The following is an 18,462-nucleotide window of genomic DNA, read 5'->3' on the forward strand; positions in this document are numbered from 1 at the left end:
CTCAATACTCCTCCTTCCAGGGAACCAGCCGAGGTTCCGGGTCCAGGATGGATTCGTAATGCTCCAGACTGCCCCACTCGCCGCTGGGATCAATGCGTTTGTAACGCAGATACTTGCGAACCCGGTCTTCGAGGCTGCCTGCCCACCCAAGATGCTGTACTTTTAATTCCGTGCGAATGCCAGGCAATACCGAACAGGACAAGGGGAGACGGGGAACATGATGGTTCTGCTGTGGGTAAAAGTAAGGATACTCCGGCATATAGCGGACAAGTGATGCCGTATGCCGTCTGTGCAGGCCCCAAAGTTCGTCATCCCGGTAGTGGGTCCGTCCGCCCCACATATCGTAGAATCGGAATGCCACCCAGTCTGCATGGTCCTGGTTGATCAGATCGCGTATCGCTTCCTTGGCCTCCGTACTGTACAGTTCATCCGCATCGACGGACAGCAACCAGTCCGGTGAAGTACTTACAGCCGCTTGCCATAACGCATTGCGGAGCCGCCATTCCTCTGCAAATAGAGGCTTCTCCAGGATCTCGAGCCGAATCACTTTTGGATAGGACCTGCATATGTCTGGTGTTCCATCGGTACTCGCATCATCCACGATAACGATCTCATCCACGAATTCACTCAGATCATGGAGTACTTCCTCAAGGAATCGTCCGCGTTCATTACGGACCTGCAGCATGGCAGTCAGTTTGTTTCCCTGACTTTTGCGGACACGGCGGATGGAAGAAGGTGTGGGGGATGAATGCTCGCTTTCCACCTCATTGCTCTTCGAGTCCATCTGATGGTCCGCCAATGTTTCAGACGAGGAGGGGGGAACTTCCGTCCGAATGCCAGACTGCATGCCCAGCCCCCGATTATGCTGCGTGCGCTTCTTCGGGTCCAGCATCACGGCACCTCCCCAAGCAGCTGCTGTACAGCGTGATCCAGCAGTTCCATCTCCACAATCCGTGCGAGAGCTTCCTCATTCTCCATAGCAGCTTCGAGAAACTGTCGTACTGCCCCGTGACGATCTCCCCGCAAGGCCATGGCAGTCCCCGATAACTCCTGATAATCCCTGCGGCTGGAACGATCCTGGATATCTATCGTATGGATCAGAGCAAGAGCATCCTCCGCACATCCGGTCTCCTGGTAAATCCGGAACTTCCAATGCCGGGCCGTTTCTCCTCCAAGCGCGTCCAATATCCCCAGCGCAGCTCCGTAATCATCGTTTAACCGCAGCAGCTCTACCTGAACAAGCTGATTCTCTCCCGCCTCCAGCCAGCGGCACAGCTGTTCATAGTGATGCCGTTCCTGTTTGCTGCCTGCACTGATTCCGTAGACTTGCAGCGCAGATTCAACTTCTCCTGCTTTGGCATGAATGGCCGATAGAAACCGATAGTGGGATTGCACACAATCACTTCGTCCGTTCATGATCGCATGTGTAAAGGCTTCCTTCAGGGACGCTGCTGCACGGGAGTCGTCCAGCAGATATTCATAGGCTGCCAGCAAAAAGGAGATCGTCTCATGCGGCCCCGTTTTGGAACGGAGCTGGCGGTAATAGTCTGCTCGCATGCTGCACTGGAGCGGAGTGATGGTGTCCGGTGCTTCGGTAACGGTTTGTCTGAGGGCATGAAGAAAAAGCAGCTCATAATCTCTTAGCGGAAGTTCGAGATCATCCTTGTGTATGGAGCCAGCCGGGGCCTTGTCTTCACCACCCAGCCAGACCGCGCGGACGCCCTGAAAGGCCAGCTTCATGTACCGTGTTTCCGAAGACGTGCCGATCAGATCGGCAGTACCCACCAGTCTGGATATACAACCCTCCCACAGCGGAGAGTTTGCTTCATCGCCTGCTGGTTCGGGAAGCAGCACAATGCTGATCTTCGGATGCATCGATTGAACTGCTGTAAGCCAGTAGGGGTGTGCAATGACGGCTGCGGTGTGATTTTGCTGGAGCAGAATCTCAGCTTCTGGTAGGTTGATTACTGAAATGGCCGGTGGCATCTCTTCGGAACGTTCCTGACTGCTTACATATAAGACCTCTCCCTCGGCTGAGAGCAGAGCTGCAATGTCCGGATAAGGAAAAGTGGGCCATCCTCCTTTGCGGGGAAAAAGAATGTACCGATGGGGAGGACATTTGCTGTCATCCTCATTTGACGCTGTTTTCCCGTTGATCTCCGGTATCCATTCGGGCTTATCCATGGGTCATCACCTCACTTTGACTGCATTCTAACGTTCCACCCCCGCTTCCGGAGGTATTCCATCACTCCACATCATATGTACAGCCCTTAAGGCATTTCGCATGATATGTCTGAGTCTAGCATATGGGCATTACGTGCCAAACATGAGCAACTTCCCTGAATAGACGAAACAGATAAGCCAGCATATTAGGTTGAATTTTATCTAATGTGTGACCATCGTCACATTTTTTTCGCAATTCCGATGTAGATTGTGATAATTGTCACATGTACAAAATGGGCAATCTGGCACAATACGTTCATCACGTATTTGGCGGACAGACAGACAGCGAAGGTGCAGCTTCCATGCCAAATGCAAATCACTGCGATGTAAACAGAAAGAAGGGGTAACGGTATGGATCCGATTATGTTATCGCGTATCCAATATGCACTCACAACGATCTTCCATTTCTTTTTTGTACCGCTGTCCATCGGTCTTGTACTGCTGGTAGCCATTATGGAGACGTTGTACGTAGTCAAAGGCAAGGAGATTTACAAAACGATGGCCAAGTTCTGGGGCAAGCTGTTCCTGATTAACTTTGCCGTCGGGGTCGTGACAGGTATTCTGCAAGAGTTCCAGTTCGGCATGAACTGGTCCGAATATTCCCGCTTCGTCGGGGATGTGTTCGGGGCGCCACTGGCGGTTGAAGCCTTGCTGGCGTTTTTTATGGAGTCTACATTTATCGGGCTCTGGATTTTTGGGTGGGACCGGTTATCCAAAAAGGTGCATCTGGCCTGTATCTGGCTCGTATTTGTCGGCACATTCCTATCTGCATTGTGGATTCTGGCAGCCAATTCATTCATGCAGCATCCAGTCGGTTTCGAGATTAACAACGGCCGTGCCGAGATGAATGATTTCCTCGCGCTGCTTACCAATGGTCAGCTGCTGGTTGAATTCCCGCATACGATCTTTGGCGCATTAATGACAGGGGCCTTCGTGGTAACCGGCATCAGTGCGTACAAATTAATGAAAAAGCAGGATGTGGAGATTTTCCGCAAATCGTTCAATATTGCCATCATTATTGGTCTTGTTTCCTCATTCGGTGTGGCGTTCTCCGGGCACTTCCAGGCGCAATATCTGGTGGAGACGCAGCCGATGAAAATGGCAGCCAGCGAAGGAACTTGGACAACGACGGAAGATCCTGCGCCGTGGACGGTCATCGCATCAATAGATCCGGACAAACAGGAGAACTCCGGTGAGATCAAGATTCCAGGATTGCTCAGTTATCTATCCTACAGCAAATTCTCCGGCAGTGTTCAAGGCATGAAGGAACTCAATGCCGAGTATCAGCAGACATATGGGCCAGGGAACTACATCCCGCCAGTACGGACGACGTTCTGGAGCTTCCGTATCATGATTGCTGCGGGTGGTTTAATGATTGTACTCGCCCTGTACGGTACATTTTTGGCGATGCGCAAGAAGCTGGAGGTAGCTGGAACATGGTTTATGCGCCTGATGGTTTTTGCTATATCCCTGCCTTTTATCGCCAATACGTCGGGCTGGATTATGACGGAGGTGGGACGGCAGCCTTGGACGGTATTCGGATATATGACGACCGAAGCCAGTGTATCGCCTAACGTGAGCGCAGGCCAGATTCTGTTCTCTACCATTGCGTTTACGGCGGCTTACACGGTTCTGGGCATTGTCATGGTCTATCTGTTCGTTCGTGAGATCAAGGCAGGTCCGCACACAGTAGATAAGCCGGAGGAACACGATGAATCGGCCGATCCGTTCGGCATGGATGGGGGGTATTCCGTTGTCACTAAGTGAGCTTTGGTTTCTGTTGATCGCTGTATTGTTTGTCGGTTTTTTCTTTTTGGAAGGCTTCGATTTTGGTGTGGGAATGTCCACAGGCCTGATTGCCAGATCAGATCGGGAACGTCGTACCCTGATTAACTCCATCGGTCCGTTCTGGGATGGAAACGAGGTCTGGCTAATCACGGCAGGCGGCGCAATGTTCGCTGCTTTTCCGCATTGGTATGCCACCTTGTTCAGCGGTTTTTACCTGCCGCTTGTAGTTGTATTACTGGCATTGATCGGCCGTGGAGTCGCTTTTGAATTCCGGAGCAAGATGAAGCAGCAGCGCTGGCGCAAAACATGGGATATCATCATTGTCGTCTCAAGCAGCCTCCTGCCATTTCTGTTCGGGGTTGTCTTTGCAACGCTCATGAAGGGTCTGCCCATTGATGGGGAGATGCAGATGCGAGCGGGATTCCTGGACATCGTCAACCCGTATACCGTTGTTGGCGGTCTAAGTGTAACCTTGTTATGTCTCGTTCATGGTCTGCTGTTCGCTTCCTTGCGAACCGTTGGCGATCTCAGGGAACGGGCGTTGAATATGGCAAATAAACTAATGCTGCCGCTGGCCGCCATTCTTGCGGTGTATGCAGTGATGACCTACTTCATGACAGATGTGTTCGCCGTTCGCGGCTGGGCGCTCTGGATCATGGTGGTCCTTGGTGCCGTTTCATGGGGTCTCGCTGCTTACTTCGTGCGGCATAAGCGTGAGGGCTGGGCTTTCGGTATGACCGGAGCCGTTATTGCCATCGCGTTTGCCTCTGTATTCATTGGCCTGTTTCCAAGAGTCATGGTCAGTTCCTTCGGCTCAGCGTTCGATCTGACCGTCTATAATGCGGCTTCCGGTGCGTATTCACTGAAAGTGATGACGATTGTAGCCTGCACGCTGCTGCCTTTTGTCCTCGGATATCAGATCTGGAGTTATTACATTTTCCGCAAACGTCTGAACGAGCAGCATCACCTGGAGTACTGACATGGGACGGGGATTGCTGAAGCTGCCGGGGATCCGGCCTGTACTGGCGCTGGCTTCAGCGCTGGTGCTGCTGCAGGCGATGACAATCATTATGCAGGCCAAATGGCTTGCCGAGGCCATAACGGCATTGTTCGAAGGGTCATCCATCGCAGAGCAGTACCCTGTGCTGCTGCTGTTCCTGGCTGCTTTTGCTGCCCGGTATGCCATTTCCTTCTGGTTGCAGCTGGTGGCCATGCGGTATGCAGAGAAAACGGGAACAGACCTGCGCAGGCAAATGGTGGAGCAGTGGTTCAGGCTTGGCCCGCGTTTTGCCAAAACGGAAGGAACGGGGCATCTGGTCACGTTGGCACGCGAAGGAACAGCCCAGTACAAGACGTATTTGGAGCTATTTATCCCCCGCATGCTGGGCATGGGATTTACCCCCATCGTTATTCTCTTGTATGTGTTCAAGCTGGATATCATGTCCGGTGTTATTTTGACATTGACCCTTCCCATATTAATTGTGTTCATGATTCTGGTCGGTCTGGCTGCACAGCGTAAGATTGATGGACAATTCAAGTCATACAAGGCACTGGCCAATCACTTTGTGGATACGCTTCGCGGACTCGAAACGCTGAAAACGCTGGGCCAGAGCGGCAAGCATACAGATACGATTGTTCGAGTCAGCCAGCGCTACCGAAAAGGGACGATGTCTACACTGCGCATGGCCTTTTTGTCTTCCTTCGCGCTGGACTTCTTCACCATGCTCTCGGTTGCCTCGGTCGCGGTTGGTCTCGGCTTGCGGCTAACGGAGGGGCAGATTCTGCTGGGTCCGGCACTGACGGTACTTATTTTGGCACCGGAGTATTTTCTTCCTGTTCGTATGGTGGGTGCAGACTATCATGCCACATTGGATGGCAAGGAAGCCGGAGAGGCAATTGTTCAGATGATTGAGCGGGGGAAGGCAGCCGAACAGAGACAGCGGGAAGCATATGCCACTACTGTTCTTCAGACACAGGCAGGGACGGACGGAATGAGACCTGTACAGCAGTCTTCTTCAGACCGTAAACATGCCTCGACCATACGTGTTGTATTGGATGATGATCGCACTGCCAGACAAGTGTCTTCAGCTTCATCGAAGCTGCTCTGGAACAAGGGCAGCCGACTGGCGCTTACCGACATCCAAGTGCGTCATGAAGAGGACGGGGCCACCTCGCTGGAGGATGTCACCTTTCAGATTTCCGGTATGATCAAGGTTGGTATCATCGGTGCAAGTGGTGCAGGGAAATCAACATTGATTGAGGTGCTGGCTGGTTTTCAACTGCCCACATCAGGACGAGTGTTGGTGAACGGTCAGCCCGTGTCCCCGGAGATGATGGGATCCTGGAGAACACAAACGGCTGCCATTCCGCAGCATCCCTATATATTCAGTGGGACCCTTGCTGATAACGTCCGCTTTTATATGCCGGAAGCATCGGATGCGGAGGTTGCAGAGGCTGCTAATGCAGCAGGATTGAACCAGCTGGTCTCTTCCTTGCCAAACGGACTGTATGAGCGAATTGGAGCCGGGGGTAGACAGCTCAGCGGTGGGCAGGAGCAACGGGTAGCCTTGGCCAGAGCCTTGCTAAGTGCACGGCCGGTACTGCTACTGGACGAGCCAACCGCACATCTGGATGTAGAGACCGAGTATGAGCTGAAACAGACGATGCTGCCGTGTTTTGAGGACAAACTGGTATTTTTGGCTACACATCGCCTGCACTGGATGGCGCACATGGATCGCATCATCGTGATGGACGGCGGGACGGTTGCCGAGACAGGAACACATGAAGAGTTGCTTGCAAGACAGGGCGTCTATTACCAGATGATTCGGGCCCAGATGGAGGCGGTATAACATGGAAGCTGAACATGAGCAGATTGAAACGGCCCGAAACGGGAGTGTGAAGAGCAGCTGGATTTCTCCTTACGTGGTACAGTACCGCTGGAGATTTGCCGGAGTTATTGCACTGGGGACATGTGCTGCATGTTGTGCCGTGCTGCTGCTCTTTACCTCAGGGTTCCTGATCTCCAAGTCTGCGCTCCGCCCTGAAAACATTCTGATGGTATATGTACCGATTGTGGGTGTTCGTGCGTTCGGGATTTTCCGTGCGGTGTTTCGATATGTCGAGCGTCTGGCTGGTCATGATGCCGTACTGCGTGTGCTTGCCGATCAACGGGTGAAGCTGTATCGAATTTTGGAGCCCCAAGCCCTGTTCCTGCGTTCACGAATGCAAACGGGGGATGTGCTTGGTGCACTTGCAGAGGATGTCGAGCGGCTGCAGGATATTTATCTGCGTACGGTTTTCCCAGCCATCACGGCACTGATCCTGTACGGTGCGGCAGTTATCTCTTTTGGAACCGTGGATCTGGGTTTTGCATTGTGGATGGGTCTGTACTTGTTATTCCTTATTGGGTTGCTGCCAGCCATCACGCTAAAGATTACATGGAAACAGAAAGTACGGTTGAAAAAGGAGAACAGCCACTTATATACGCGCCTTACTGACGGTGTACTTGGCCTTGGAGACTGGCTGGCCAGTGGTCGGGCAGCAGAGTTTGTTCGTCTTCAGGAGGAGGGGGAGGAAAGGGCAGATTCCGTTCGGCGCAGCCTGCGAAGATGGACGCGCTGGCGTGACCTGATTGCACAATGTGTCATTGGACTGATGGTGGTGTCTGTGACATTGTGGGCAGGAAGCCAGGCTGCAGCAGGACAGCTGCCCGCTGTTATGATCGCGGCATTTGTACTTGTTCTGTTTCCACTTACGGAAGCCTTACTGCCTGTGTCCGATGCGGTGGAGCGTATCCCCGAGTACCGCGAATCGCTGGATCGATTGCAGCATCTGGAGGGTAAGGGACACACTCCAGGTGCCACGTCAGGCAGAGATGAAACGGTGCAGGCGGCTGAAGCCTCTTCTGAATCAGCGGAGATGACGAATCGTTCACGGGATCAACGCATCCGTCTGCGTATCCCTCCGAAGCTGAGAGCAGATATTCGAATTGATCATGTAAGTTACCACTATGCTTCCGAAGATGCCCATGCAGTACAGGGTGTTTCTCTTCATCTGCCCCAGGGGAAACGGCTAGCTATCCTTGGGCGCAGTGGGGGAGGCAAATCCACACTCCTCAAACTGATTCAGGGTGCTCTGCTCCCTTCAGCAGGGGAAGTTCTGATCAATGATCAGCCTGTGCAGACGCTAGGAGATAATGTACCTGATGTCATTGCAGTGCTGAATCAGAATCCGCATCTTTTCGATACAACGGTCGCGAACAATCTGAGGATTGGCCGTCCACATGCAACGGATGAGGAGATCAGACGCGTGGCTGACCAGGTCGGTTTGTCCGGACTTATCGAATCTCTGCCGCAGGGGTACAATACCCCGATGCTGGAGACGGGCATGCGTTTTTCGGGTGGCGAACGACAGCGGATCGCCCTGGCCAGGGTACTGCTGCGGGAGACACCTGTCGTCATCTTCGACGAACCTACAGTGGGACTTGATCCTGTGACGGAACGCGCACTGATGCGCACCATTCTGGACAGCATGCAGGGCAAAACGATGATCTGGGTTACCCATCATCTCATTGGTGCTGAACAGATGGATGAGGTCATTTTTATGGAAAATGGACAGATTGCCATGCAGGGTTCTCACGAACAGCTGCTGGCTCGGGAAGAGCGTTATCGTCGCCTCGTCGAGCTCGACCGACCAGGATGGGCAGACTGGCAGAAGCCAGGGGTCCCGTTGCCGCCCGCAGCTTCTAGGTAAGTGTGGTTGGTTTCGAGGATTGAGGGCTGAGATCATGTTGATCAGATGAAAAGAGAAGACTTACTCCAAGTTATAAAGCTGATGAAAGGGTTATATCAGCCAAAAGACGAGCCCGTGGTTTCACGGGCTCGTCTTTTTTAACTGTATGGAGCAATATGGTCCGTCTCTACATTTCGACCAACATGAGAATGATGGAAGAGAGACAGAGGCAGGTACTGATGAGATATAAAACGCCAACCACCTGCTTATGGTTCAGCCCTGCACGCAGGAGGCGGTAATGAGCCTGGCTTGCATCGGCCTGATAGATGGCTTTGCCTTGAATGAAACGTTTGATAACGACAAAGATATTGTCGAAGATCGGTACACCAAGAGCCAGAATCGGGATGAATAGAGACAGCATGGTCGCTTGCTTGAATGCCCCGTCAAGGGCAATGACAGCCAAAATGAAACCGAGAAATGTCGCTCCGGCATCACCCATAAATACCTTGGCCGGAGGTTTGTTGTATTTCAGGTACCCAAGCGTTACACCGACAAGCACAATGGACATGAGTGCCGAATCGCTTTGGCCTTTGGCCAGGGCAACGACAAACAGCGTGACTGCCGAGATCGCTGACAATCCGCCAGCAAGCCCGTCCATGCCATCCGAGAAGTTAATGACGGTGGTTACGCCGAAGATCCACAGGATCGTCAGAATGAACTGCAGCCAGAACGGAAGCATGATGTATTCCGAGGTCAGCGGGTTCACAAACCCGGTGAATGCAATACCGGAAGCAAATACGAGCACGGCCGCAGAGATCTGAATGATCATTTTGGGCAGGGCGGGAAAGTCTTTGCCTTTTGTTTTGTACCAGTCATCAATGGTGCCGATCGTTAATAGAAGCATACCGCCTGCAACCAGTGCGGCTGTCTCCATGGACAGCTGCTTCGTAAAAGCAATGTATGTCAGGAAGAATCCGGTAAATATCGCGTAACTCGCCGTCAGTGGAATGGGCTGCCTATGCAGCTTGCGCTCTACGTCCTCCCGTGGCTTGTCCACAAAATCAAGGCGGTGGGCCAGTCGGCTAAGCGGAGGAATGAGCAGAAGCACGACAACAAAAGACAGCAAAAAGGCCATTATGTATACCATAAAATTGCTTGATTCACTCCCATCTACCATTTTTCCCCTATTATACGAGCTAGAGCGGAAATCTGTCGATGTCATTATTGTAACCTGCATGATCGCATATGTTGGCAGCAAGCCAAAGTTCAGAACATTTATTGCAAATAAGATCCAAAGAAGTGGTTTGCTGTTTCCGCGTTATAGCCGTCATCTCCTTGCCAGGTAGCTGCAAAAATAAAATCGCCGGAACCACCCTTGCCTCTTCTCGGCGTATCGCCAGGAACCAGCAGTCCAGCAGCAGCCCAGATCTCTAGCAGGGCATCCCGTTCCTGTTTGCTCGATGGGAGCAGACCTTTCCACAGCTTTTCAAGCGAGCGGGCACTATCCTTGGGATCACCAGTCTGGCAGGCTGCGAGAAGCTGTTCAAGGATGGCCTTGTCTTCCGAGGTTACCTCGTAGCTTGAATCGTTATCAAGAAGCAGCAGTTCCAGATCCAACAGACAGTAGAGCAGCCATCCATGACGGACCCCGCCCCATTTGATCCGCTCAAAATTCAGGACGTTCAGATCGACGTTCACATAATGCTTGTCCGATTGTATCCGCAGGTAATTGCAATCCCCGCATGCACTGGTGTTGGCACGAAGCGCGGGCCGTTCCGCATAGGTATGAAGAGGTAAACGTGAGGTTAGTGCCCAACTTGAGAGCGCACTGCGCAAATATACTTTTTTGGTGGACAGGCTATGCAGAAAAGCCGATACGACCCTGTCCTTCAAGGTGATGTCCTGATGAATTTCATGCAGACGCCGGACAATCTCGTCGTGGGTGGTGGTCTGCGGATCGAACATCACATGTTTGCTCTTGGCATATTCAAAATCATCCCCGGAGAACGGTGCACGTTCTGTCTTCCAGCCGCCACCTCCCCAGAATGTGCTCAGCAGTATTTTTGCCGCTTTTTTATCCAACAATGCAATTAACCTCCTGTCGTATTCAATATTAATTCTACAAGACCGGGAAAACGACTGTTTAGATCATCCTTTCGCAAAGAGTAAAAATGCTGTTTGCCTTCAATACGTGGCTGGATCAGGCCTGCTTCACGAAGAATTTTGATGTGATGGGACAGTGTTGATTTGGAAATATGGTCTACTTCGAAGGCGGAACAGTTTTTCTCGCCGGAGCTGGCCAGGCAGTGAGCAATCTTCATGCGTACCGGATCACCAAGTGCATTGCAGACTGTGGTAAACTCCATTTCCGAAGCGATGGGTATCGTAGGTGTTTTCATATCTATGACGGTAGCATATTGAAACGTCTCTTTCAATGTTTGATTTTTTTCGAACTGAAGCTTGTGAGGAGACTGAATTGTGTGATACATTGCTAATCGATAGTTCGAAATTATTCGAACTGTAATTCATATCGGTTTATGACCATCAGGAGGAACACCATGACTACCTTGTTAAACAACTATTTTCGTTTATTTGACGCTTCCCGTACGGATGCACGTGCGATGGAGGATTTACTGTCCCTATTTACACCGGATGCTGAGATTGTGTTAAACGGCACCAGCAGAAGGGGATTTGAAGGTTTTATGAAAGCCTTCTACGAGTACAACATGGACGTCAAACATATGTGGGACGGGTGGGTGCTTCGGCCGGACGGCAGCTATCAGACGAACTGGGCGGTATGTGGGCAAGCTGCTGATGGCACGGTATATGCCAAAACAGGGATTGATATCGCCCGCGTGAATGATGAGGGACAGATTATGTATCTGGAAAATGTGCAGGACGACAAGGACGCATTCCGTAAATATAAATGAGTAATGTATTCATAAGTAGTAAAAAAACAGGTGCCCTTAAATGGACGCCTGTTTTTTCTGCAATTTATTTCTGATGCATTGTTTTATTTTGAAAAGCAGCGATATCCGCATACTCTTCCTCAAACTTGCGGGAGATCCGGATGAAGATCGGCAGCAATTCCCGGTAGATGCGGACATGATCCGGGTCAGGCTGATGGCGATGTGTGGATCCAATCATGCCGGATACCGCACTCAGGGAATCAATTCGGCCAAGTGCATACAAGCCAAGCACGGCTGCGCCAAGGCAGGAGCTCTCAATGCTTTCGGGAATAATGACATCCTGGTCGAAAATATCGGCCATCATCTGCCGCCATAATTCGGAGCGGGCGAAGCCGCCCGTTGCCTGAATTTTGGTGGGACGGCCGATCTTCTCTTCAATAGCCAGCATGACGGTATACAGATTGAACAATACACCTTCCAAAGCTGCGCGGATCATGTGCTCCTTCTTATGATGAAGCGTCAGACCGAAGAACGAGCCGCGGGCATTCGGATTCCAGAGCGGAGCCCGCTCACCTGTCATATACGGATGGAAGAGCAGACCTTCCGATCCTGGTGGTACATTTTCAGCAACCCGTGTGAGCACTTCATAAGGATCAATGCCCAGACGCTTCGCTGTCTCTACCTCAGAAGCTGCAAACTCGTCCCGAATCCAGCGGAAAATGACCCCGCCATTATTCACGGGCCCGCCAATCACCCACGCATCCTCGGTGAGCGCGTAACAGAAGAAGCGTCCTTTCGGATCGGTAACCGGTTTGTCCACGACCGTACGAATGGCTCCGCTGGTGCCGATGGTCACTGCCACCACGCCAGGATCAATTGCATTTACGCCAAGATTGGAGAGCACACCGTCACTTGCCCCGATGACAAATGGCGTCGTGTCTGCAATGCCCATTTCCTTGGCATACTCCGGGTTCAGACCTTGCTTGAGCACATGAGTGGTCGGCATAAGCCGGGATAAATGATCTGGTGTGATTCCTGCCACATGCAGGGCTTCCTCATCCCAGTCCAGCTTCTCCAGATTCATCATTCCGGTGGCAGACGCCATGGAGTGGTCAATCACGTACTCATTGAACAGCTTGAGGAACACGTATTCTTTCATGGAGATGAATTTGTGGGTTTGTTTGAACAGTTCCGGCTGTTCCCGGGTCAGCCACATGATCTTGGTCAGCGGTGACATCGGATGAATGGGCGTTCCTGTTCTCAGATAGATTTCATGACCGTTCATTTCAGTTTTGAGTGCTTCGGTCCATTCCGCGCTGCGATTATCTGCCCACGTCATGGCACGCATCAGCGGTTTACCCTGCCCGTCAACAGGCAGGATGCTGTGCATCGCCGAGCTGAACGATACAAACAGAATCTCATCCGGTTTGACACCCGCCTTGGATGTCGCCTGTTTAACGGATTCTACAACAGCTTGAAAAATATCGTCCGCATCCTGCTCAGCAATCGCAGGGGTAGGGGTATACAGCGGATAATCGGCACCACCCTGAGCCACAATGGTACCGTTTTGTTCGAACAATACGGCCTTGGTGGAAGTGGTGCCGATATCTACGCCAATCATATAGGGTGAAGAAGCCATTTTGTCATCCCTTTCTCTGGAGCATCTGGTATTTATCTTTAGATAAGAATATCAGACTTGAGGGATGGATCAAAATGCCGAGTCTTAATCTTTCACCGCTCCTGCGGCAATATCCGAAATGAACTGGCGGCTGATGAACAGGAACATGATAATGAGCGGAATAACAGCCAGCAGTGTACCGGCGATAACCATCGCGTAATCCGTATTGTACAGTCCATTTAACTGTGAGAGGGCAATCTGCAGGGTGTATTTCCGTTCATCTGTCAGGACAATGAGCGGCCATAGATAGTCGTTCCATACTCCGATAAAGGTAAATGCGCCGAGAAACGCAAACGCAGGTCGCAGGATGGGCAGCGCCACATTCCAATAGAGACGGAAGAAATTACAGCCGTCGATCCGGCCCGCATCGAGCAGGTCATTCGGGATGGACTCTGTGGCATACTGGCGAATCCAGAAGATGCCGAAGGCATTCACCATGCCCGGGATAATCAGAGCCTTGAAAGAACCGACCCAACCGAACGTGGCCATGAGGACGAAGGAAGGCACGAGCGACAGCTGGGAAGGTACCATCATGGTGGCCAGCAGCAGGACGAAGAGCCACTTTTTGCCCGGAAATTCAAACTTCGCAAACGCAAAACCCGCTAATGAGTCGAAGAACAGCACGAGCACGGTCACCATGCCGGATACAAACAGTGTATTGACAAATGCACCCCAGAAGTCGATCTGCTGCAGCACCCGGCTGATATTATTCCACAGTTCTCCCCCGAACCAGAGCTGGGGCGGAAATGCATAGATGTCGGACGTTGTCCGGGTGGACATAACAATCAGCCAATAGAACGGGAACATGGAAATGAGCATGCCCCCGATAAGACCGGTATACAATACGAGCGATTTGAGGTATTTAGACGTCATGAGCGCTCCCCCCTTGTCACATCAGGATGACTTGCCTTGAACAAGCTTCCAGTTCACGATGGAGAACAGGGCGATAATGAGGAACATGCCCCAACCCACCGCTGCACCATATCCGAAGTAATTGTTGATGAACGATTCACGGTAAAGGTACAGAACAATGGTCATCCCGGCTGCGCCTGCACCGCCGTCGTTGCCCACGAGAATCTGAGGTTCGGTGAACAGCTGCATGCCGCCAATCGTTGATGTAATCACCGTGAACAGAATCACAGGGCGCAGCATCGGAATTGTAATTCGGAAGAAGGACTGTATACCGGATGCGCCGTCAATTTTGGCTGCTTCATACAAGGTCTGCGGTATACTCTGAAGTCCAGCCAGATAAATGACCGCATTGTACCCTGTCCAGCGCCAGACGACCATGGAGGAGATCGCCACTTTAATACCCCAAGGCGCATTAAGCCATTCCACGACCGGAAGCCCGACCGACTGCAGGAGATAGTTGAGAAAGCCATAGTTGTTGGCAAACAGTGCACCAAAGATGATTGCTACGGCCACGATGGAGGTGACGTTTGGCAGGAAGTAACCGACCCGAAACAGTGTACGGAACTTCACGAACGGCGCATGCAGCAAAAAGGCGACAATCAGGGCAAAGAACAGCATGGGAATGGTCGAGTATATCCAGATCATGAATGTATTGCCCACAGCCTGCCAGAACTCGGCATCGGTCAGCATGTATTTAAAATTGTTCAGCCCGTTGTAGGTCATTACGCCAATGCCGTCCCACTTGTGGAAAGCCAGGTACAATGAGAAGCCGATGGGAAACAGGCCAAACACGGCAAATAGAATATAAAACGGTGAGATTGCTGCATATAGGGCACGATGTTCCCAAATTTGGAACAGGAGAGATTTCTTCCGATCCAGGTCCGGACGCACGGCTCCGGGTTCGGGAGTGAGATGGGGTTCGGTTACAGCCATATGAATTCCTCCTTATGCGGATATCGAACACACACGTTCTTCAGGTCAACGCTGGAGTTCCCGCTCAACGCGGTGTACGGTATCGGTCCAGACCTGCTGGGGATCGGCATTTTGCTTCGCGACATCATTCAGGCGCCGGGTAATAATGTTGTGTACCGATGGGTAACGCTCACCAAAAAAGGCGTCTGGAACATGCTGTGCCGATTCGGCAAATACAGGCCCTGTCGCCTGTCCGCCGAAGAAGGGCTCCTCTTCTTTCATTGCGGGAGAGTCGAACACACCCGGTGCAGAAGGGAAGAGGTTCAGCGTCTGATATTGCTCCAGCTGATTTTCCGGACTCTGCAGCCAGCGCACCAGCTCGAAGGCTTCCTGAGGATGCTCACTGGACTTCAGAATGGACAGGAACGAACCGCCGTTATTGCCATCTCCGCCAGGAGCACGAGCCACCCGCCACTTACCCGATGTATCTGGCGCGGCTTCCTGCAGCACCTGTTTCATCCAGACCGCACCCACGAAGGATGCAATTTCCCCATTATTCATCGCTGCATTCCAGCCTGGAGTCCAGCCATCTGCATTCGCCAGCAATCCCTTTTGCTTGAAATCAATGGCGGTATCCCAGCTTGTGCGTACCAGAGGAGAATCCATGCCGATAAACGAACCATCCGGGCGGAAGTAACGCTCAGCTCCTTGGGATAACACTTGATTGTAAACGCTTCCAATGTTATCGGTCAGAAATACCTTGCCCCCAAGTTTCTCCTTGATCTGTTCGCCTGCTGCGGCGTATGCTTCCCAGCTATTCAGCTGACGGCTTACATCCTCGGGTTCAGATGGCAGTCCAGCCTCCTTGAAGAGATCTGCCCGGTAAAAGAGAGCTGTCGGTCCCGTATCCATCGGGAAACCAATCATCTGTCCGCTTGGCGTGACGCCCTGCTTCCATTTCCATTCAAGGTACTGGTCTTCGACGTCCCCTGCGCCGAGATCATACAAGTTATAAAAACGGTCTTCACTGGGGAAGAGTTCCATGATCCAGTCGTTTAGGGCAACAATATCAGGCTCGCCTGATTTGGCGGCCAGCGTTGTCTTGAGCTTCGCCTTGAAGTCACCGCCGATCTTCTGGGCAGTCAGTTCAATATTGGGGAACTGTTCCTTGGCCTTGGCAATCAGCTTATCATCAATGGAACGGTTCCAGTACCAAAGTGTAAGCGCTACCTTTTTGTTATTAGCAGAATCGTCTTGTCCTGGCCAGATGGAGCATCCGCTTATAAGCAGGACGCAGACCATCATGATGGCTGTCCAGCAGGTTCTTTTCCGGCGGATCATGTGCACAACCCCCTCATCGTTAAGTTCGAGGCATGAAGTACTTTGGACTACAACATCATTCTATGAGCAGTTTATAAACTCATACCCAATATTCCAAAAATGAAACACAAATTTGTGTCGGTTTCGTATCTTGATTTTATTAGTTACTTTAAAAACAAAAGTTACTTGACACAATATAATTTTTATTTTAAACTTGCTTACATAAAGTAACTAATGATGATGACAATAATATAGATACGTACTATACACGTCCAGTGATCTTTTTTCGGTCTGGATACGAATCAATTTGTATATCAAATGGCTTAACAGGAGGAACGAAACATGATGATCAATTCACATATTATTCAATTACTTGCCCCCAAAATCCAGACTTTTCCGAGTGGAAAAGAATTTATATATCTGGTTGGACCGATTAAGCTCCCGGTCAATCTGGATGGAGAGACGCGTACATTCCAGTGGTACAGCTGGCTGAAATCGGATAAGGTCATGGAGAGCGGCGAGCTGATTGAATCGCTGGCTACTGCCGAACTGGCAGAACGTCAGCAGTCCAGTGTGCTCGTGTACGGCGATTTTGCCGAAGCGCAGGAAGCACTGATCCGGATGCACAGCATCTGTCATACAGGCGATATTTTTGGCAGCAAGCGCTGTGATTGTGGCTTCCAGCTGGAGCAATCCATGAAAATGATCGCAGCCCATGGAGCGGGTGCCTTGTTTTACCTGGCGAACCATGAAGGTCGCGGGATTGGTCTGTTCAGCAAAGCGATGGCGTACATTCTGCAAGAGGAAGGTCTGGATACCGTAGATGCGAACCTGCAGCTTGGCTTTACGGACGATGCTCGTAACTATGACGATGCCATTGCTGTATTGCGTGCACTGCGTTCTGCACCTGTTACGTTGATCACGAACAATCCGCGGAAGCTGGCTGCACTGCAGGAAGCGGGACTGAATGTGGGCGGACGTGTTCCATTGTGGGGCGATCGTTCGGCGTTCAATGAGAAATACCTGCAAACGAAAGTAAGTCGTTCGGGTCACCTGGCAGAGAATGATGGCTGGGACGGGGCCGATGTGCTGCTTCCGCATGCGCAGGCTTAAATCTCACCTTATGTGTTAAATCAGCGTTGATTCCAGTGAAGGTATCTTGCTGTGCAATCGACAAAAAGTTGGCTGTTGTTGTTCACTTCCTCAGGGGTGTACGACAGCAGCCTTTTGGTGTTTACTGCAGAGCAACCACGCTATGGGGATTGCTTCCTACTGCCTGGCCCTGCTTGCCGATCTACCATACGGATTATACAATATAGGCAATCTGAATGATGCAGGAGGAACGATGGTGCCATTTGAGGGACAGAGCATGTTACCCGCTGCCAAGAGCATGAAGCAGTTCGAAGCGATTATTGATGGCCCTTACACCTATGGGGTTTTGCTGGATACCCACATTGCCCAGTTGAACAGCTTGCTGGATGAGGCAAGGCGGCGAAGCAAAAAAATCCTGCTGCATGCCGATCTGGTCCAAGGGCTGAAGAACGATGAGTACGCGGTAGAATATTTGTGTCAGCATATTCGTCCGGCGGGTTTGATCTCCACACGGGCAACGGTTATTCAAAAGGCGAAACAAAAGGGGATCACCGCGATTCAGCGGGTGTTTTTGCTGGATACAAATGCCTTGGAGAAGAGTTATCAACTGCTGACGAAGACACAGCCGGATTATATTGAAGTGCTTCCTGGCGTTATTCCGCATATTATTACCGAGGTAGCGGAACGGACGGGGATTCCCATTATTGCCGGAGGACTGATCCGGTCCGCCCAAGAGGTTGAGCTCGCGCTTCAGGCCGGTGCAACAGCGGTGACCACGTCCAATTTTGACCTGATCCGACATTTTGGGGAATCGCTTACAGAACCGAAACGATAGCATTAATTTCAACATTATTGCATCTGTCAATCAGGCACCTGTGATATCGAATGATGCAATAT

16 protein-coding genes are annotated in these 18,462 nt (G+C 51.4%); 7 read left to right on the forward strand and 9 right to left on the reverse strand.

Annotation, left to right across the window (positions count from 1 at the left end):
* Position 1: 1 nt before the first annotated feature.
* Positions 2-892 (reverse strand): glycosyltransferase, encoded by an 891-nt coding sequence (locus tag CHI14_RS20905; RefSeq protein WP_249281189.1) that lies wholly within the window; start codon positions 890-892, stop codon positions 2-4.
* A complete protein-coding gene (locus tag CHI14_RS20910; RefSeq protein ID WP_095290920.1) occupies positions 892-2,184 on the reverse strand; it encodes a hypothetical protein in 1,293 nt (430 codons plus the stop codon). Before CHI14_RS20910 ends, CHI14_RS20905 begins: the two co-directional genes overlap by 1 nt.
* Positions 2,185-2,574: 390 nt before the next feature.
* On the opposite strand from CHI14_RS20910, the gene CHI14_RS20915 reads away from it, so the two are divergent.
* The 4 genes from CHI14_RS20915 to cydC are packed head-to-tail and all read left to right on the forward strand — an operon-like array spanning position 2,575 to position 8,763.
* Complete coding sequence (locus CHI14_RS20915) at positions 2,575-3,990, forward strand: cytochrome ubiquinol oxidase subunit I (protein ID WP_095290921.1); 1,416 nt, start codon at positions 2,575-2,577, stop codon at positions 3,988-3,990.
* Positions 3,935-4,990: a cytochrome d ubiquinol oxidase subunit II gene (gene cydB, locus CHI14_RS20920; protein ID WP_249281190.1), complete on the forward strand. Its 1,056-nt coding sequence runs from the start codon at positions 3,935-3,937 to the stop codon at positions 4,988-4,990. Before CHI14_RS20915 ends, cydB begins: the two co-directional genes overlap by 56 nt.
* Before the next feature lies 1 nt (position 4,991).
* On the forward strand, positions 4,992-6,860 hold the full coding sequence (gene cydD, locus CHI14_RS20925; RefSeq protein WP_095290923.1) for a thiol reductant ABC exporter subunit CydD: 1,869 nt from the start codon (positions 4,992-4,994) through the stop codon (positions 6,858-6,860).
* A 1-nt stretch (position 6,861) separates the two neighbouring features.
* Entirely contained in the window at positions 6,862-8,763 is a 1,902-nt protein-coding gene (cydC, locus tag CHI14_RS20930) for a thiol reductant ABC exporter subunit CydC (protein WP_095290924.1), read from the forward strand.
* 166 nt (positions 8,764-8,929) lie between these two features.
* On the opposite strand, the gene CHI14_RS20935 is transcribed toward cydC, so the two are convergent.
* The 3 genes from CHI14_RS20935 to CHI14_RS20945 all read right to left on the reverse strand — a co-directional run bounded on the left by CHI14_RS20935 (position 8,930) and on the right by CHI14_RS20945 (position 11,141).
* Complete coding sequence (locus tag CHI14_RS20935; RefSeq protein WP_095291280.1) at positions 8,930-9,889, reverse strand: MraY family glycosyltransferase; 960 nt, start codon at positions 9,887-9,889, stop codon at positions 8,930-8,932.
* 128 nt (positions 9,890-10,017) lie between these two features.
* Entirely contained in the window at positions 10,018-10,824 is an 807-nt protein-coding gene (locus CHI14_RS20940) for a hypothetical protein (RefSeq protein ID WP_095291282.1), read from the reverse strand.
* Between the two features lie 8 nt (positions 10,825-10,832).
* Positions 10,833-11,141 carry an ArsR/SmtB family transcription factor gene (locus CHI14_RS20945; protein WP_095290926.1) on the reverse strand — a complete coding sequence of 103 codons (309 nt, stop codon included), beginning with the start codon at positions 11,139-11,141 and terminating at the stop codon, positions 10,833-10,835.
* Positions 11,142-11,300: 159 nt separating this feature from the next.
* On the opposite strand from CHI14_RS20945, the gene CHI14_RS20950 reads away from it, so the two are divergent.
* The gene (locus tag CHI14_RS20950; RefSeq protein WP_095290928.1) at positions 11,301-11,672 is read left to right on the forward strand and encodes a polyketide cyclase; all 372 of its coding nucleotides are present in this window, start codon (positions 11,301-11,303) and stop codon (positions 11,670-11,672) included.
* Positions 11,673-11,736: 64 nt separating this feature from the next.
* Here CHI14_RS20950 and gntK read toward each other — a convergent pair whose 3' ends face one another.
* The 4 genes from gntK to CHI14_RS20970 all read right to left on the reverse strand — a co-directional run bounded on the left by gntK (position 11,737) and on the right by CHI14_RS20970 (position 16,494).
* A complete protein-coding gene (gene gntK / locus CHI14_RS20955) occupies positions 11,737-13,290 on the reverse strand; it encodes a gluconokinase (protein WP_095290929.1) in 1,554 nt (517 codons plus the stop codon).
* A gap of 84 nt (positions 13,291-13,374) precedes the next feature.
* Entirely contained in the window at positions 13,375-14,202 is an 828-nt protein-coding gene (locus CHI14_RS20960) for a carbohydrate ABC transporter permease (protein ID WP_095290931.1), read from the reverse strand.
* Positions 14,203-14,223: 21 nt separating this feature from the next.
* The gene (locus tag CHI14_RS20965; RefSeq protein WP_249281191.1) at positions 14,224-15,174 is read right to left on the reverse strand and encodes a carbohydrate ABC transporter permease; all 951 of its coding nucleotides are present in this window, start codon (positions 15,172-15,174) and stop codon (positions 14,224-14,226) included.
* Between the two features lie 45 nt (positions 15,175-15,219).
* Positions 15,220-16,494 (reverse strand): ABC transporter substrate-binding protein, encoded by a 1,275-nt coding sequence (locus CHI14_RS20970; protein WP_095290933.1) that lies wholly within the window; start codon positions 16,492-16,494, stop codon positions 15,220-15,222.
* A 324-nt stretch (positions 16,495-16,818) separates the two neighbouring features.
* Between CHI14_RS20970 and CHI14_RS20975 the strand changes: the two genes are divergently transcribed.
* Both CHI14_RS20975 and CHI14_RS20980 read left to right on the forward strand, forming a co-directional pair.
* Positions 16,819-17,586: a GTP cyclohydrolase II gene (locus CHI14_RS20975; protein ID WP_095291285.1), complete on the forward strand. Its 768-nt coding sequence runs from the start codon at positions 16,819-16,821 to the stop codon at positions 17,584-17,586.
* 235 nt (positions 17,587-17,821) lie between these two features.
* Positions 17,822-18,400 (forward strand): glycerol-3-phosphate responsive antiterminator, encoded by a 579-nt coding sequence (locus tag CHI14_RS20980; RefSeq protein WP_095291287.1) that lies wholly within the window; start codon positions 17,822-17,824, stop codon positions 18,398-18,400.
* Positions 18,401-18,462: the final 62 nt, after the last annotated feature.

This window comes from Paenibacillus sp. 7516 (genome assembly GCF_002272715.1).
Classification (GTDB): domain Bacteria; phylum Bacillota; class Bacilli; order Paenibacillales; family Paenibacillaceae; genus Paenibacillus; species Paenibacillus illinoisensis_A.